Origin of the sequence: Acuticoccus sediminis (assembly GCF_003258595.1) — a bacterium.
In the GTDB taxonomy this organism is placed as follows: domain Bacteria; phylum Pseudomonadota; class Alphaproteobacteria; order Rhizobiales; family Amorphaceae; genus Acuticoccus; species Acuticoccus sediminis.
Map to the genome: position 1 here is coordinate 1,771,734 of NZ_QHHQ01000001.1, position 17,345 is coordinate 1,789,078.

The 17,345-nt window shown below is 69.9% G+C and carries 14 protein-coding genes; all 14 read left to right on the top strand.

Features of this window, described 5'->3' with window-relative positions:
* Positions 1 to 6: 6 nt before the first annotated feature.
* The 14 genes from DLJ53_RS07760 (at position 7) to DLJ53_RS07825 (ending at position 17,232) form a co-directional block, all read left to right on the top strand.
* Complete coding sequence (locus DLJ53_RS07760; RefSeq protein WP_211100548.1) at positions 7 to 504, top strand: TRAP transporter small permease; 498 nt, start codon at positions 7 to 9, stop codon at positions 502 to 504.
* A complete protein-coding gene (locus DLJ53_RS07765) occupies positions 501 to 1,796 on the top strand; it encodes a TRAP transporter large permease (protein ID WP_111343733.1) in 1,296 nt (431 codons plus the stop codon). Before DLJ53_RS07760 ends, DLJ53_RS07765 begins: the two co-directional genes overlap by 4 nt.
* Before the next feature lie 185 nt (positions 1,797 to 1,981).
* The gene (locus tag DLJ53_RS07770) at positions 1,982 to 3,577 is read left to right on the top strand and encodes an arylsulfatase (protein WP_111343735.1); all 1,596 of its coding nucleotides are present in this window, start codon (positions 1,982 to 1,984) and stop codon (positions 3,575 to 3,577) included.
* A 190-nt stretch (positions 3,578 to 3,767) separates the two neighbouring features.
* Positions 3,768 to 4,736, top strand: coding sequence for an HAD family hydrolase (locus DLJ53_RS07775; protein ID WP_111343737.1), 969 nt, complete (start codon positions 3,768 to 3,770; stop codon positions 4,734 to 4,736).
* Between the two features lie 103 nt (positions 4,737 to 4,839).
* A complete protein-coding gene (locus tag DLJ53_RS07780) occupies positions 4,840 to 5,736 on the top strand; it encodes a PPK2 family polyphosphate kinase (protein ID WP_111343739.1) in 897 nt (298 codons plus the stop codon).
* Positions 5,733 to 6,740 carry an AAA family ATPase gene (locus DLJ53_RS07785; RefSeq protein ID WP_111343741.1) on the top strand — a complete coding sequence of 336 codons (1,008 nt, stop codon included), beginning with the start codon at positions 5,733 to 5,735 and terminating at the stop codon, positions 6,738 to 6,740. The genes DLJ53_RS07780 and DLJ53_RS07785 overlap by 4 nt, the downstream gene beginning before the upstream one ends.
* Positions 6,741 to 6,752: 12 nt before the next feature.
* Complete coding sequence (locus tag DLJ53_RS07790) at positions 6,753 to 7,733, top strand: DUF58 domain-containing protein (protein WP_111343743.1); 981 nt, start codon at positions 6,753 to 6,755, stop codon at positions 7,731 to 7,733.
* A complete protein-coding gene (locus DLJ53_RS07795; RefSeq protein ID WP_111343744.1) occupies positions 7,730 to 8,266 on the top strand; it encodes a DUF4381 domain-containing protein in 537 nt (178 codons plus the stop codon). The genes DLJ53_RS07790 and DLJ53_RS07795 overlap by 4 nt, the downstream gene beginning before the upstream one ends.
* The gene (locus DLJ53_RS07800) at positions 8,263 to 9,249 is read left to right on the top strand and encodes a VWA domain-containing protein (RefSeq protein ID WP_111343746.1); all 987 of its coding nucleotides are present in this window, start codon (positions 8,263 to 8,265) and stop codon (positions 9,247 to 9,249) included. The genes DLJ53_RS07795 and DLJ53_RS07800 overlap by 4 nt, the downstream gene beginning before the upstream one ends.
* Positions 9,246 to 10,754, top strand: a complete 1,509-nt coding sequence (locus DLJ53_RS07805; protein WP_111343747.1) for a VWA domain-containing protein — start codon at positions 9,246 to 9,248, stop codon at positions 10,752 to 10,754. The genes DLJ53_RS07800 and DLJ53_RS07805 overlap by 4 nt, the downstream gene beginning before the upstream one ends.
* Complete coding sequence (locus tag DLJ53_RS07810) at positions 10,751 to 12,019, top strand: BatD family protein (RefSeq protein WP_111343749.1); 1,269 nt, start codon at positions 10,751 to 10,753, stop codon at positions 12,017 to 12,019. Before DLJ53_RS07805 ends, DLJ53_RS07810 begins: the two co-directional genes overlap by 4 nt.
* A gap of 7 nt (positions 12,020 to 12,026) precedes the next feature.
* A complete protein-coding gene (locus tag DLJ53_RS07815) occupies positions 12,027 to 13,970 on the top strand; it encodes a multiheme c-type cytochrome (protein ID WP_111343751.1) in 1,944 nt (647 codons plus the stop codon).
* Between the two features lie 530 nt (positions 13,971 to 14,500).
* Entirely contained in the window at positions 14,501 to 15,886 is a 1,386-nt protein-coding gene (locus tag DLJ53_RS07820) for a phenylacetate--CoA ligase family protein (RefSeq protein ID WP_111343752.1), read from the top strand.
* 230 nt (positions 15,887 to 16,116) lie between these two features.
* Positions 16,117 to 17,232 (top strand): calcium-binding protein, encoded by a 1,116-nt coding sequence (locus DLJ53_RS07825; RefSeq protein WP_111343754.1) that lies wholly within the window; start codon positions 16,117 to 16,119, stop codon positions 17,230 to 17,232.
* Positions 17,233 to 17,345: the final 113 nt, after the last annotated feature.

Below are 17,345 nucleotides of genomic sequence, written 5' to 3' on the forward strand. Positions count from 1 at the left end.
GCGGCCATGATGATGGCTGCCATCTTCGTCGTCTTCATCCTCCAGATCGCCGTGCGCTATATCGTCGGCTCGGCCTGGTTCGCCGCGACGTTCGGCGACGTGGTGGACGCTTCGTCCTTCGGCTGGACGCTCGAGTTCATCATGGTGCTTTGGCTCTGGACGATCTTCTTCGGCAACGCCTTCGTCGTGCGTGAACGCGACCACGTCTCGTTCGACATCCTCTACTTCGCGGTCGGCCCGCAGGTGCGGCGGGTCTTCGTCGTCGTGGGCGCGCTCGCCATCATGGCCGCGCTGTGGCTCTCCATCGAGCCGACCTACGGCAAGATGCGCATCCTCAAGATCAAGTCGTCGGCGACGCTGCCGGTGAAGATGCTGCCGATCTACTCGATCTACTTCCTGTTCCTCGCCGTCGTCGGTCTGCGCTACGGCTGGCGCGCCTACGAGGCGATCCGCCACGGCGTAGACCGCGAGCCGCACCACCACCTCGAGATCACCGACGAATGAGCGTCGCTATCCTCACCCTCGTCGGCACGCTGTTCCTGCTCGCGGGTATCGGCGTTCCCATTGCCTACGCGATCATCGTCGCCTCGATGGCCTACGTCGCCGCCGACGGCCAGTCGATCGGCATCGTCGGCAAGACGCTGGTGGACGGCATCTACCAGAGCTTCCTGCTGCTCGCGGTACCGCTCTTCATCGTCGCCGCCAACATCATGAACGCCGGCACCATCTCCGACCGGCTGCTGGGTTTCTGCGTCGCCGTCGTCGGACGGTTCCGGGGCGGGCTGGGGCACGTCAACGTCGTCGCCTCGCTGATCTTCTCCGGCATGTCGGGCTCGGCGGTGGCGGACGCCTCGGGCATCGGCAAGGTCATCATCGACATGATGGTGCGCTCGGGCCACTACTCGCGCGGCTACGCGGCGGCGATCACCGCGGCCTCGGCGACCATCGGCCCGATCATCCCGCCGTCCATCCCGATGGTGCTCTACGCGCTCGTCTCGAACGCCTCCATCGGCTACCTCTTCCTCGGCGGCATCGTGCCCGGCCTCCTGATGGGCCTCGTGCTGATGGCGATGAACTCGCTCATCGCCGCCCGCCGCGGGTTCGAGACCGACGAGGTCGTCCCGCTCTCCGAACTCCCGCGCAAGACCGCGAACGCCTTCCCGGCGCTGCTGATGCCGGCGATCCTGCTCTACGGCATCTACGGCGGCGTCACCACGCCGACCGAGGCGGCGGCGGTCGCGGCGGCCTACGCGCTGCTCCTCGCTGGGGTCTTCTACCGCGCCCTCACGGTAAAGGCGCTCTACTCGATCCTGGTCGAGAGCGCGCGCTCCTCCGCCGCGGTGGGCATCGTCATCGGCGGGGCGCTGATCCTCAACTACGTGGTCGCGTCGGAGAACATCCCGAGCCAGCTCGCTTCCGTTCTGGTCGGCCTCGACGTGTCGCCGATTGCCTTCATGCTCGGCGTGAACGTCCTGCTGCTGATCCTGGGGTGCCTTCTCGACGCCACGACGATCATCCTCGTCATCATCCCGCTGTTCATTCCCACCTGCCGCGAACTCGGGATCGACCTCGTCCACTTCGGCGTCGTGGCGGTAGTGAACTGCATGATCGGGCTGATCACGCCGCCGTACGGCATCCTCCTCTTCGTCATCAACGCGGTGACGCGGATCCCGCTGGCCGAAATCATCCGTGAAATCTGGGCCTTCCTCGCGGTCCTGATCCTCGCGCTCCTGGCGCTGATCTTCCTGCCGGGCCTGACACTCTGGCTGCCGCGGATGTTCGGCTACCAGGGCTGAACGGCACCGGCCGGTGCCTTCGGTGATCCCGGATCCGGGCTCCGCCATCGCGAAGGCAAATCTTCGCGAGTAACCATAACCTCGCCGCGAATTTATGCGAATTTCAATTATACTACCAAAACGGCAAACATGGCCCAATAGTGGTCAGGCCGGAAAACGAAAGAGCGGGAGAGAGCTCGATGTTTATGTCGTACGTGAATAGAGTTTCATGGGTTGCATTGAGTCTATGCCTCGTGACCGGCCCCGTTTCGGCTCAGAACGCGCCGCAGACGGACAAGCCCAACATTCTCGTCGTCTGGGGTGACGACATCGGACAGTCCAACATCTCGGCCTACACGATGGGGCTCATGGGCTACCAGACGCCCAACATCGACCGGATCGCCTCCGAAGGCATGATGTTCACCGACTACTACGGCGAGCAGTCCTGCACCGCCGGCCGGTCCTCGTTCATCATGGGCCAGTCGGTGTTCCGGACCGGCCTGTCCAAGGTGGGCCTTCCGGGCGCCGACCTCGGCATGCGCGAGGAAGACCCGACAATCGCCGGCCTCCTGAAGGCACAGGGTTACGCGACCGGGCAGTTCGGCAAGAACCACCTCGGCGACAAGGACGAGCATCTGCCGACCAACCACGGCTTCGACGAGTTCCTCGGCAACCTCTACCACCTCAACGCCGAGGAAGAGCCCGAGAACGAGGACTATCCGGGTGACATGAAGCTGCCGGACGGCTCCACCTTCCGCGAGAAGTTCGGGCCGCGCGGGGTGCTCCACTCCTTCGCCGACGGCGAGATCCAGGACACCGGCCCGCTGACCAAGAAGCGCATGGAAACGGTCGACGACGAGACCGTCGCCGCCGCCATCGACTTCATCGAGCGCAAGACCGAAGAGGGCATGCCCTGGTTCGTGTGGTGGAACGGCACCCACATGCACTACCGCACCCACGTCGCGCCGGACTTCCGCCAGAAGGCCGACGAGATCGCGGGCCGCCATCTCGACGAATACCAGGCGGGCATGGTGCTGCACGACATGCACGTCGGCCAGCTGCTCGACAAGCTCGACGAGCTCGGCATCGCCGACAACACGCTGGTGTTCTACTCGACCGACAACGGCCCCCACATGAACACCTGGCCCGACGCGGCGATGACGCCCTTCTGGTCCGAGAAGAACACCAACTGGGAAGGCGGCTGGCGCGTGCCGGCGATGGTGCGCTGGCCCGGCCGCATCGCGCCCGGCTCGGTCACCAACGAGATCGTGCACCACATGGACTGGCTGCCGACCTTCCTCGACATGGCCGGCGAGCCCGACATCAAGGCCAAGCTCGCCTCCGATGAGGGTTACGACGCGATCGGACGGCACTACCGCGTCCATCTCGACGGCTACGACATCCTGCCCCTGCTCACCGGCGAGACCGACAAGTCCCCGCGCGAGGAGATCTTCTACTTCTCCGACGACGGCGACCTGATGGCGCTGCGCTGGCACGACTGGAAGATGCTCTTCATGGAGCAGAAGGCCTGGGGCACGCTTCGGGCCTGGATCGAGCCGTTCACGGTGCTGCGCACGCCGCTGATCTTCAACCTGCGCCGCGACCCGTATGAGCGGTCCTACCGGACGTCGAACACGTACTACGACTGGATGATGGACCGCGCGTACATGCTGGTGCCCGCCCAGCAGTACGTGGCGAAATTCCTGGAGACCTTCCAGGAGTTCCCGCCGCGCCAGAAGGCGGCGAGCTTCAGCCTCGACCAGGTGATGGAGAAACTGTCCCCGGTGAACGTCAACCACTGATCCAACGGACACGCGCCGCCGCATCTCCCGGCCCCATCGGGCCGGGCGGTGCCCGCGGCGCGGGTCGACCCGCTGGAGCCGGGGCCCGGACGCATGTCCACGGGTCCGGCTCCGGTCTGTTGTTTCGACATGCATTCCGGGTGGCGCTGCCGCCGCGCGCGGATGCGCCTACGTTTCCGAGGAGCTTTTCATGCGATTGATTGCAATCGTGCTGGCCGTCGTCCTGCCGGGCATGGCGCTGGCCGATCCGCTGCCGTCCTGGAACGACACCGACGCGAAGGCGAAGATCATCGCGTTCGTCGACAGCGTGACGGACCCGGCGGCCGACACCTACGTCACCCCGGCGGACCGCGTCGCGGTGTTCGACAACGACGGCACGCTCTGGGCGGAGAAGCCCATGTACGTCCAGGCGTTCTTCGCGCTCGACCGGCTGAAGGCGATGGCCGAGAAGGACCCGTCGGTGCTTTCGTCCGACGTCCTGAAGGCCGCGGCCGAGGGCGACATGAAGACCGTCGCCGCGAGTGGTGAGAAGGGGCTCCTCGAGATCATCGACACCACTCACACCGGGCTCCCGGTGGAGACGTTCATCGAGGATGCGCGCACCTGGCTCGCCACGGCGAAGAACCCGGCGAAGGACAAGCGCTTCGAGGACATGGTCTACCAGCCCATGCTGGAGCTTCTCAGCTACCTGCGGGACCAGGGTTTCTCGACCTACATCGTCTCCGGCGGCGGGATCGACTTCATCCGCGCCTTCTCGGAGAAGGCCTACAACATCCCCGTCAACCAGGTGATCGGCTCCAGCGTGAAGTCGAAGTTCGAGATGGTGGACGGCGTCCCGACGGTGATCAAGGAACCCGGCGTCTTCTTCGTCGACGACAAGGCCGGCAAGCCGGTGGGCATCAGCGGGCGCATCGGCAAACGTCCGATCTTCGCCGCCGGCAACTCGGACGGCGACTTCGAGATGCTGCAGTGGACCACCGCCGGCGAAGGTCCGCGCTTCGGCCTGATCGTCCACCACACCGACGCCGAGCGTGAGTTCGCCTACGACCGCGACAGCAACGTCGGCAAGCTCGTGCGCGGCCTCGACGAGGGGCCGGGGCTCGGCTGGCTGATCGTCGACATGGCGAAGGACTGGGCGGCGGTCTGGCCGGATGAGTGATCGCGAGCGCCCAGAAGAGCGGCCGGCGGCCCCCGGGACGCCGGTTTTGTTTCCAGCGGCCGGACCCTAGACTTTCCATGGCAAAGGACAGCGGGGACCGGGCATGGACGTAGCGAAACTCGCGGCGCGGCACCGGGTCGACGATGGCAAGAGCTTCCGGCTCGACAGCGTCGACCCCTTCGACCACGACGGCATCGACATCGTGAAGGACGAGGCGAAGGACTACCTTGCCGCGAACGTCGCCGAGCTGCGCGACCTGCAGGAGAAGCTCTACGCCGAGCGCCGGACCTCGGTGCTCATCATCCTCCAGGCGATGGACACGGCCGGCAAGGACAGCGCGATCGAGCACGTCATGACGGGCATGAACCCGCAGGGCTTCCAGATCCGCTCCTTCAAGGCGCCGAGCCACGCGGAGCTCGACCACGACTTCCTCTGGCGCCACGCGGTGGCGCTGCCCGCACGCGGCCACATCGGCATCTTCAACCGCTCGCACTACGAGGAGGTGCTGGTGGTGCGGGTCCACCCGGAGCTGCTGGAAAACCAGCGCGTCGCCTACGAGCCCTCGCTCTGGAAGAAGCGCTTCAAGAGCATCCGCAACTTCGAGCGGCACCTCAGCCGCAACGGCACCATCGTCCTCAAGTTCTTCCTGCACATCACCGCGGACGAGCAGGCCCGGCGACTGCTCGACCGGATCGACACCCAGGCCAAGCATTGGAAGTTCGAGCTCGGCGACCTCAAGGAACGGGACCGCTGGGAGGACTACATGGCGGCCTACGACGACTTGGTCCGCAACACCGCGCGCGACTACGCGCCGTGGTACGTCGTGCCGTCCAACAACAAGTGGTACTCGAGGCTCGTCATCTCGTGCGCGATCCTCGAGGCGCTGCGCCGGCTCGACCCGCACTTCCCGGACGCGGAGCTGTCGGACCTCGAGGGAATGAAACAGGCGCGCGAGCGGCTCGAGGGCGAGCTCGGCGGCGCACCGGAGGGGGTTCCATGAGCCAGGAGCTGGCCGATCCGCGCGCGGCGATCGCCGCGCTGAGGGAGCGGATGGGGGAGGCGATCATCGGCCAGCGCGAGGTGATCGAGCGGCTCCTGATCGGCCTCCTCGCCAACGGCAACCTGCTGGTCGAGGGCCTGCCGGGCCTTGCCAAGACACGCGCGATCAAGGCGCTGGCGAAGAACCTCGAGTGCGACTTCAGCCGCATCCAGTTCACGCCCGACCTCCTGCCGTCGGACGTGACCGGCACCGAGGTCTACTTCCAGGCCGAAGGCGGCGGCTCGTTCCGCTTCGAGCCCGGCCCGATCTTCGCCAACATCGTGCTTGCGGACGAGATCAACCGCGCACCCGCCAAGGTGCAGGCCGCGCTGCTGGAGGCGATGGAGGAGCGCCAGGTCACCGTCGCCGGCAAGACGCACGCCATGGCGCCGCTCTTCATGGTGATGGCGACCCAGAACCCGGTGGAGCAGGAAGGCACCTACCCGCTGCCCGAGGCGCAGATGGACCGCTTCCTGATGCACGTCCTCATCACCTATCCGCCCGTCGAGGACGAGGTGGAGGTGATCCGCCTCGTCCGGCGCGAGGAGATCGCCGCCAACGCGCCGCCGCAGGCGGACGGCGCGGCCGGACCGGCGGCCGCGCCCATCGCGCAGGAGGCCGTGTTCGCCGCCCGCCGCGCGATCGCCGCGATCCACGTCGCCGACGCGATGGAGCGCTACATGGCCGATCTGGTGAACGCGACGCGCGTCCCGGACGCCTACGGCGACGACCTGAAGCGCTGGATCGAGGTCGGGGCGAGCCCCCGCGCCTCCCTCGCGCTCGACCGCTGCGGCCGTACCCACGCCTGGCTCGCCGGGCGCGACTACGTCGACCCGGAGGACGTGCGCGCGATCGTGGCGGACGTCATGCGCCACCGCCTCGGCCTGACCTACGAGGCCCAGGGCGAAGGCGTCACGCCGGACGCCGTGGTCGCCGAGGTCGTGCGCCAGGTCGCGCTGCCGTAGGGGGGAAGGGCGATGCGCGACCGGGCGGCACGGATCAGGACAGGCACCCTCCCGCCGGCCGCGCCGGCGGGGGAGGCCGATCCGCGCGTCCACGCGACGCTCTCCCACCTGCGCGCGCTGGAGGGGCGCGCGCGCCAGCTCAGCTTCCTGCCGCGCCAGCCGGCCCGTTCGGTGCTGAACGGCCGCCACGCCTCGCGGTTGCGCGGCCGCGGCCTCAACTTCGAGGAGCTGCGCGACTACCTCCCGGGCGACGACGTGCGGTCCATCGACTGGAAGGTCACCGCCCGCACCGGGACGCCGCACGTGCGCGTCATGACCGAGGAGCGCGACCGTCCGGCGCTCATCGTCGTGGACCAGCGCATGTCCATGTTCTTCGGCTCGCGCCTCAACATGAAGGCGGTCACCGCCGCCGAGGCGGCCGCGCTCGCCGCATTCCGCATCCTCGACCAGGGTGACCGCGTCGGCGGGATCGTCTTCGGCGACGCGCTGATCGCCGAGGTCCGCCCCCAGCGCAGCCGCCGCGCGCTCGACCGTTTCCTGACCGCGCTCGCGGACGCCAACGCGCTCCTGAGCGCAGACGCGCCCGCCGTCCCGCCGGTGTCGCTGACGGAGGTGCTGCGCAGCGTCTCGCGGATCGCCGCCCGCAACCACCTCGTCATCGTGCTGAGCGACTTCGACGTCGTCGACGACGAGACGCACCGCCTCGTGTCGGCCCTGTCGCGCCACAACGACCTGGTGCTGATCCTCGTCACCGACCCGTTCGCGGACGATGTCCCCGAAGGCGTGCGGCTCGTCGTCTCCGACGGCGAGCTTCAGGCCGAGATCGACACCGCCGACCACACGACCTATCGGGACCTCAAGGCGCTGGCGAAGGGGCGGCTCGCGGAGATCCTCGACTGGCAGCGCTCCCTCGGCGTCGCGGTGCTGCCGCTGACGGCCGCGGAGGAGACGCTGCCGCAGATGCGCCGCCTGATGGGGCTCGCGCAGAGATGAACGGCGAGGACGCCCCCCTCAAGGCCGGGAGCCTCGTCGAGCTGATCGACCGGCTCGTCGACCCGCTACAGCCCGCGCCGGTTTCCATGCGGCCGGAGACGGCGGGATGGGCGGTCCTCGCCGTGGTCCTCGCGCTGGCGCTTCTCTTCGCCGCGTGGCGCTGCTGGCGGCACTGGCGCGCCAACGCCTACCGCCGCGCCGCCCTCGCCGAGCTCGGTGCCGCCGGGGACGATCCGTCGGCGATCGCCGCGATCCTGCGGCGGACGGCGCTGGCGGCGTGGCCGCGCGGCGAGGTTGCCTCGCTCTCGGGCGAGGCATGGCTCGCCTTCCTCGACGCGACGGGAGGGCGTGGCGCCTTCGCCGGAGGCCCCGGCCGGGCCATCCTCGCCGCACCGTACCGCCGCGACGCCGCCCCGATGCCGGAGCTGACCGCGCTCGCTGCTCGCTGGATCCGCCGCCACCGCGTCCGCCCGTCCTCCCGAAAGGGCCGCGCGACACGGGCGGCGCAGACGCCGGCGGAGGCGCGGTCATGATTTCGCTCGGCCTTCCCTGGGCGCTCCTCCTCCTGCCGGCGCCGCTCCTCGTATGGTGGCTGGTGCCGCCGCGGCGCGAGCAGGTGCCGGCGGTACGCTTCCCGTTCTTTCGCCAGGTCGTCGGCACGGCGGGCGCCGAACCCGGCCCCGGCGCGGTCGTCCTGTCGCGCTCGCGGCTGCAGATGCTCGCCTCGATCCTCGTGTGGGCGCTCATCGTGCTGGCGCTCGCCCGGCCGGAGCGCGTCGGCGCGCCGGTGGAGATCACGCGTGCCGCCCGCGACGTCGTCCTCGCCATCGACATCTCCGGCTCCATGGACACGCGCGACTTCAGGGACGAGACAGGCGCGCCGCAGCAGCGCCTCGCGGCCGTGCGCGACGTCGTGCGGACCTTCGTGGAGGGACGAGAGGGCGACCGGATGGCGCTCATCGTCTTCGGCTCGAAGGCCTACGTGCAGGCGCCGCTGACGGAGGACCTCGACACCATCCTCGACCTGCTGGACCGGACCGCGGTCGGCATGGCGGGGCCGCACACCGCGCTCGGCGATGCCATCGGCCTCGCCATCCGCACCTTCGAGACGAGCGACATCGACCAGCGCCTCCTGATCCTCCTGTCGGACGGCAGCGATACGTCGAGCCGGATGAGCCCGGTCAACGCGGCGGAGATCGCCAAGTCGAAGGGCGTGACGATCTCGACCATCGCCGTCGGCGACCCGAACGCGTCGGGCGAGGACCGGGTGGACCTCGCCACGCTGAAGGACATCGCCGCGCGGACCGGCGGCGGCGCCTACGTGGCCTCCGACGAGGCGGGCCTCGCCGAGGTCTACGACCAGATCGACGCGCTCACCCCGCGCGAGGGCGAGACGATCTCCTACCGGCCGCGCCAGTCGCTGGCCTATCTGCCGCTGCTAGCGGCCGCGCTGATCGGCACCGCGGTGGTTGCGCTGCTGCACTTCGGCACGCTGCGCCGGAGGGCGGCGGCATGACCGACCTCGGCGCCATCGTCGACGCCTTCCATTTCATCCGCCCGTGGGTGCTCCTCTTGGTGCCGGTGATCGCCCTCCTGTGGTGGTCGGCGCGCCGGGCGCACGTGCGGCGCGACGTGCCGGCGGAGGGGATCGCGCCGCACCTGCGCGCCGCGCTCACCGTCGGCGCGCACGGACGGCGGCGGCTCGAACCGATCGACGGGGTCGCCGTCGTGCTGCTCCTCGTTTCTGTCGGGGCAGCGGGGCCGACGTGGTCGCGCGTGCCGGACCCGTTCGCGGCGCAGTCCGCGCCGATGGTCGTCGCGCTCAAGGTGACGCCGTCGATGGAGGCGACCGACGTCGCCCCGTCGCGCCTCGAACGGGGCAAGCAGAAGATCCGGGACCTGCTGGAGCTGCGCGCAGGCGCCCGGACGGCGCTCGTCGCCTACGCCGGAACCGCGCACGTCGTGGTCCCGATGACCGAGGACCCCGGCGTGATGGTGCCCTACCTCGAGGGCCTCTCGCCGGAGGTGATGCCGCAGGAGGGCGACCGCGCCGCCGATGCGCTTGCCGCCGCCGAGGGCCTGCTCGGGGGCGAGGACGGGCCCGGCGGCATCGTCTTCGTCGCCGACGCTCTCGACCCGGCAGACGTCGCGGCGCTCGACGCGGCGGCCTCGGCCGTCGCGGTGCTCGCGATGCTGCCGGCGGGGACCAACGACCGCGGCCTCGACGCGCTCGCCGCGCCGGTGGTCCCGGTCACGCCGGACGGGTCCGACGTGCGCCGCGTCGAGCACACTCTCAACGCGGCCTACCGCCAGGCGCTGCTGGAGGACGGTGCCCAGCCGTGGGAGGATCAGGGCCACTGGCTTGCCATCCCCGCCGCGCTGCTCGGCCTCTTCTGGTTCCGCCGCGGCTTCACCATGCGCTGGGCGCTGGTTCTCGCGCTCGCCGCCGCGATCGCGCCGGTCCGCCCGGCCGAGGCGGGCGTGGTCGACTGGTTCCTCACGCCGGACCAGCAGGGGCAGCGCGCCTTCAATTCCCGGCAGTATCGCCGCGCGGCGGAGCTCTTCGTCGATCCGTTGTGGCGCGGCTATGCCCTCTACCGCGACGGGCAGTACGACGAGGCGATCAGCGTCCTTTCGCGCGTCGAGACGGCCGAGGCGGCCTTCATCACGGGCATGGCGGCGCTGAAGTCGCGCCACTACCGGGACGGCGTGCGCGCCTTCGAGACCGTGCTGGCGCGCGACCCGGACTATCCCGGCGCAGCCGAGAACCTCGCCACGGCAAAGGATATCGTCGCCTACGTCGAGCACATGCAGGAGACCTCGGACACGGGCGAGGACCGCGGCATCGGCGCCGACGAGGTGCGCTACGACAACGAGTCCGGCCGGGGCGTCGATACCGAGATCGAGGCGCCCGAGGAGGGGGCGTCCGGCCTCCTCACCACCGACCAGTGGATGGCGACGGTGGACACCCGCACCGGCGATTTCCTGCGCCAGCGCTTCGCGCTCGAGGCGCGGCAATGACACGGTTCGCGCGGCTCCTCGCGTGCCTGGCGCTCCTTCTGCTCGTGGCCCCGGCCGCCGCGCAGGAGGCGCCGCGCCTCAAGGTGGACCTCAGCGCCACCGAGGCGATCCCGGGGCAGGCGGTCTCGCTGCGCCTCACCGTGCTGGTGCCGAGCTTCATGCCGAAACCGCCGGTGTGGCCGACGTTCGAGGCGCCGAACCTCTGGGTCCGCGTCGCCTCCACCGGGCCGACGAGCGAGACCGTCGGCGGGGAGACCTGGTCCGGCGTCACCCGCCGCTATCTCCTGTCGCCGATGGTGCCGGGCACCATCGCGCTTGCGCCCTCGCAGATCCTCGTGACCTACGCGGGCGCCACGCCGGCCGACGTCCGGAACGCGGCGCTCACCACCGACCCGGTCTCCCTCGTCGGGGTGGTGCCGGCGGGGGCGGAGGACCTCGACCCCTTCATCGCCGCCGAGGAGCTGACGCTGAAGGAGACCGTCGAGGGAACGCCGGATGCCATGCGGCCCGGCGACAGCGTGGTGCGGACGGTGACGGCGCAGATCCGCGGGACGTCGCCGATGTTCCTGCCCCGGCTCCTGCCGCCGACCGACATCCGCGGCGTGCGCACCTATCCCGACGAGCCGGTGCTCGCGGAGTCGAGCGACCGCGGCAAGATCTCCGGAACCCGGACCGAGCGGGTGACTCTCCTCGCCGAGGGGGGCGGGGAGGGGGAGGCGCCGGCGGTGTCGATCCGCTGGTACGACCTCGGCAGGAAGGCCGTGGCGACGGCGGAGGCCGAAGGCTTCGCCGTCCATGTCGACGGCCCGCCGGTCGCCGACGACGAGCCGGTCGACTGGCGGGCCATGGCGCTGATCGCGGGGGCGGCGGCCGTGCTGGCGGCGATCGTCGCGTTCGCCGTTCGCCGCATCGTCCCGCCTGTCCGAAGGGCCGCCGCCGCGCGGATCGCCGCCTGGCGCGCCTCGGAGGGCCAGGCCCACCATGCCCTCATGCGCACGGTCCGGGCGCGCGACCACGCGGCCCTGCGTCCCGCGCTCGACCTCTGGGCCGAGCGGACGGCTGCGGGCGACCCGCGCCACGACCCGGACGTCGCCGCCGCGCTCGCGGCGCTCGGCGCGGCACGCTATTCGGACGAGGCCGGCGCCGCGTCCGGCGAGGAGGAGGGGTGGCAGCGCCTCGCCGCCGCTCTCGCCGGAGCGCGCAGGACGACGAATTCACGGCATCGCGACGCCGTGCTCCCTCCCTTGAACCCCGGCGCGCCCTAAGGTCCCCATGATCCGACTAGCCGCTCTCCTGTGCCTTCTCCTCGTGCTGCCCGCCGCGGCGCAGGACGCCCCGGTCGCCGAGGCGCCGGCCTACGTCGGCACCAGCGCCTGCGCGTCGTGCCATGCCGACGCGACGGCGGCCTGGACCGGCTCACACCACGCCCTCGCATGGACCCGCCCCTCGCCGGAGACCATCGTCGCCGACTTCGACGGAACCAGCTTCGAGGCGGACGGCATGACCGCCCGGTTCCGGGTCGAGGACGATGGCTCCTACCACGTCAACGTCACGGAGAAGGACGGCGTGACGACCGACTACCGCGTCCATTCGGTCGTCGGCATCGCGCCGCTGCAGCAGTACCTCCTCGAGACCGAGCCGGGCCGGCTGCAGAGCTTCGACGTGGTGTGGGACACCGAGAAGGGCGGCTGGTTCCATCTCTATCCGGAGCTGGACCTGCCGCCGTCCGACGGGCTCCACTGGACCGGCCCCTACAAGAACTGGAACGCCCGCTGCGCCGTCTGCCACGCGACGGGCTTCGAAAAGAACTACGATCCCGCGTCGGGCCGCTACTCGTCGGACGCGGCGGAGATCGGGGTGGGCTGCGAGGCCTGCCATGGGCCGGGCTCCGCACATCTCGCCTGGGCGAAGGGCGAGCCGATGCCGCAGACGCGCATGCCGCTCGACCATTTCGGCTTCACGCAGTCGTTCTCCTCCGGCGAGGCGACGATCTTCCAGTGCGGCGGCTGCCACTCCCGCCGCTCGGCCTTCCTCGCCGACAGCCCGGTGCCGGGGACGCCGTACCACGACACGTACGGCCTCTCGCTGCTGCGGCCGGGCCTCTATCATGCCGACGGGCAGATCCAGGACGAGGTCTACGTCCTCGGCTCCTTCCTCCAGTCCAGGATGTACGCCCGCGGCGTGACCTGCATGAACTGCCACGACCCGCACAGCGCGACGCTGAAGGCCGAGGGCAACGCCGTCTGCACCCAGTGCCACAGTCCGGCCGGGAACCCGGACTTCCCGACCCTGCGCCTGACCGAGTACGACAGCCCGGCGCACCATTTCCACGAACCGGGCACCAAGGGCGCGGAGTGCAAGTCGTGCCACATGCCCGAGCGCGTCTACATGGGCAACGACTGGCGGGCCGATCATTCCCTGCGCGTGCCGCGGCCGGACCTTGCCGCCACCACCGGCGCGCCGGACGCCTGCACCACCTGCCACACCGACCGCGACGCGGCCTGGGCCGCCGGGGAGATCGCGACGCGCTTCCCCGATCCGCGCAATCGCACGCCGCACTTCGGCACCACGCTGGCGGCGGCCTGGGCCGACCCCGCCGCCGCGACCCCCGACCTGCTGGCGCTGGTGGAGGACGAGAACGTGCCCAACATCGCCCGCGCCACTGCGCTGTCGATGCTCGGCCAGGGGAGCGACGCGGACGTCGCCGGGCGCCTCGCCGCCTACCTCGCCGACCCGGATCCGCTGATGCGCACCGCCGCCGTCGAGGCGCAGCGGCCGGCGAACCCGCAGGATCGGGTGCTGGCGTTGATCGACAGCCTCGCGGACCCGTCGCGGGCCGTCCGCATGGAGGCGGCCCGCGCGCTGCTCGACGCGCCGATCGCCCGCATGCCACGCCCGATCGCGGCGAACCTGTCCAGCGCGATGGCGGAATGGCGCGCGGCGATGATGGCCAACATCGACTTCCCCGAGACCCACCTCCAGCTCGGCGGGATGGCGCTCGTCATGCGCAACATACCGGCGGCGACGGCTGCGTTCCGTGAGGTGGTGGAGATGGACCCGCAGCGCATCGACGCGTGGGTGATGCTCGCCCGGATCACCGCGGCGACGTCGACCGCCGAGGACGTCCGCGCCGTCCTCGACGAGGCGGCGGCGAAGAACCCGGAGGACCCGACGATCCGCGAATTGCAGGCGCAGCTCGCTGGGCACAGGCAGTAGGACGAGGCGGGGCGGCGCCCGTCGCCCCGCGGCGCCGGTTGCGCTCAGGTTGCGGGGCTGCCCTGCGTGAGACCCTATCTCGTTGCAAAAACTGACATTTTGGGCGGATTTTGCTGGCCTTTTGCGCCCCTTGCCATCTTGAGATGTTTCAATTGGGCGCCACGTTGCTTTACGTATGAGACAACTTGAGCGCCTCATGCGACCGCTTCGCGCGACCGCACCCGGAGCCTCGCGCACCGTCCGTGGCCCTGCGTCCCGGCCGGGCGCCCGGCGGTCCCGGGCGAGGACGGCGGTCCGCCCCGGCGGGACCGTCACCGGTCGCGGCATCGGCCGCGCCGCCCGACGGGGCGCTCGTCTGCGACGGCATCGCGTTCGCCCGGCGGGCGCGGCCCGCCCTGCGAGGATGCGCGTGGCGCGAGCCCGCGTGGCCCTTGCGGCGTGACGCCGTCCTTTATCCCAGCCGGCCGTCCGGCCGCGCGGTGCCTGCCTCCCGGCCGGCCCGCTCCGAAGAACCTGTGACGAGGACCCGCATGAACAAGCACCACCCCGGCGCCAGCTTCGCTCCCGCGAGCGAGCACGACACCACGTCTCCCGACCGGCCCTACTGGGATCCGAAGCTGGAGACGCAGAGCCGGGCCGAGTGGGAGGCGATGAAGCTGGCCCTGATGAAGGATCACCTCCGCCACGCCTACGAGAACTCGCCCTACTACAAGAAGAGCTTCGACGAGGCCGGCGTCGGGCCGGACGACCTCCAGACCCTCGAGGACCTCAAGAAGTTCCCGACCATCAACAAGTCCGTCCTGCGCGAGCGGCAGGAGGCATTGCCGCTGCTGGGCGACATCGCCGCCGTCCCGGAGGAGCAGGTGGTGTACGTCTCGGCGTCGTCGGGCTCGACGGGCGTGCCGACGGTCTCGCCGTTCACCGCCGAGGACTTCGATGAGTGGATGGACTACGAGGCGCGCCAGTTCTGGTCCTCGGGCCTCCGGCCGACCGACCGTTACGCGCACTCGCTGAACTTCTCGCTCTTCATCGGCGGCCCGTGCGTGCTCGGCGCGCAGAAGATCGGCGCGCTGTCGATCCACGCCGGCACGGTGCCGTCCGAACGTCTCCTGACGATGCTGAAGACCTTCCAGGCGACCGCGATGTGGACCACGCCGTCCTACGCCTGGTACCTCGGCGAGACGGCGCTGAAGGAGGGGATCGACCCCAAGACCGACCTCGCCATCAAGAAGATCTTCGTCGCCGGTGAGCCGGGAGGCTCCATCCCCGAGACGCGCCAGCGCATCGAGGAGCTGTGGGGCGCCGACGTCTACGACTACTACGGCCTGTCCGACATCTTCGGCGCGTGCGCGGGCATGTGCGAGGCCAAGGACGGCCTCCACTGGGCGGAGGACCACATCCACGTCGAGGTGATCGACCCGGAGACGGGCGAGCACGTCCCGCCCGGCGGCCGCGGCGAGATGGTGCTGACGACGCTGAAGAAGCGCGCCCGCCCGCTGGTCCGCTTCCGCACCGGAGACATCGTCTCGTTCACCGAGGAGACGTGCTCCTGCGGGCGCACCAGCCAGCGCCTGATGGGCGTGCACGGGCGCCTCGACGACATGCTGGTGATCCGCGGCGTCAACATCTTCCCGTCCGACGTCGAGGCCATCATCCGTAAGGACCACGACTTCACCGGCGAGTACCGGATCGTCGTCGAGCGGGTGAACCACCTCGACCAGATCACGGTCGAGGCGGAGAAGATCGTCGGGTTCAACGGCACCGACGAGGAACTCGCCAAGCGGCTGAAGGACCACATCAAGGCCGTCACGGGCGTCGGCGCCAGGGTGTCGATCCTGGAGGCCGACAGCCTGCCGCGCGCCACCCACAAGGCAAAGCGCGTCGAGGACCGGCGCGAGCAGGTCTGGACCACGTAAGCGACCGGGCGGGCATCCGTCGCCCGCGCCCTCTACGGCAACGCAATTCTGCCGCCGGCTCCCACGGGCCGGCGGCTTTTGCATTTTTATCGACTGGCGGTTGTTGCCCCGGTCACGTCAGCGCGCGTGGTCCCGGAGACCCGCTCGGAACCGCGCCGGGCGGGCGGTGGTGGAACGACGTCGATTGTGCGACGTTTGAATAAAAATAAATCAAAATTCGGGAAGCGACAGTGGCACGGATCAACGGATATCTCGCCTTCGACATGTACGACCTGTCCGTCGAAGACGGGGACGTTCTGGAATACAACGGCCGGAGAATCGTCATCGGCGACGGCGACTACAGAGCCGTCTACCTCGGCGACTTCGACTACGACTCGAACGGCGCCGTCCACGGCAGCCTGACAGGCTTCGAGTATTATGCCGGCCACCGCCTCGCGGTGTCCGCGACCAACTTCGACGTCGACGCCAACTTCGCGTTCGACGCGCTCACCTCGGGCGATTCCGACGCGCTCGTGATGGCCGTGACGAACGGGGACGACGCCATCTTCGGCTCCAGCGGGCCGGACGGCCTTGCCGGCTACAACGGCGACGACCTGATCTACGGTTACGCCGGCGACGACGACCTCTACGGTGATGCCGGCGACGACGAGATCAGCGGCGGCCCCAACGACGACCTGATCTACGGCGGTCCGGGCCGGGACTATCTCCTGGGCGACGAGGGCAACGACACGATCAACGGCAACCAGGACGACGACACGATCTACGGCGGCCCGGGCCGTGATGTCCTGTCCGGCGGCGGTGCCGACGACATCATCTACGGCGAGCAGGGCGTCGACGTGCTGGTCGGCGGTTTCGGCAACGACACGCTGTACGGCGACCAGGCCGAGGACAAGCTGCGCGGCCGTTGGGACGACGACGTCCTCTACGGCGGCAACGGCAAGGATGAGATCCTCGGCAATGCCGACGACGACAAGCTGTTCGGCCAGAACGCCCCGGACTTCCTCGTCGGCGGCCTCGGCGCCGATACGATCTCCGGCGGGCACGGCAACGACCGCTTCCACTACCGGACGGCCGCCGAGGTGGACGGTGACGAGCTGACGGACTTCGACACCGGCAACGACATCATCGCGCTGCGCCGCTTCGACGCCAACGAGTCGGAGGCCGGCGTGCAGGGTTTCTCCTTCATCGGCAACGACGGGTTCTCGGGTGACGGCGGCGAGCTCAGGGCCGTGGTCCAGGGCGGCGACACGATCGTAACCGGCGACGTGACGGGCGACGGCGACGCCGACTTCGTCCTCACGGTGCTCGGCGTGACGAACCTCAGCGAGTCCGACTTCCTGATCTAGGACGCCCGGCGCGCTCGAACGACGGACAAGGGGCGGCTCCTCCCGGGAGCCGCCCCTTTTGCGTTGTCGTGCCTCGAATGGCGCATCGGCGGCGCCTGCGGGCGGCGTTCCGG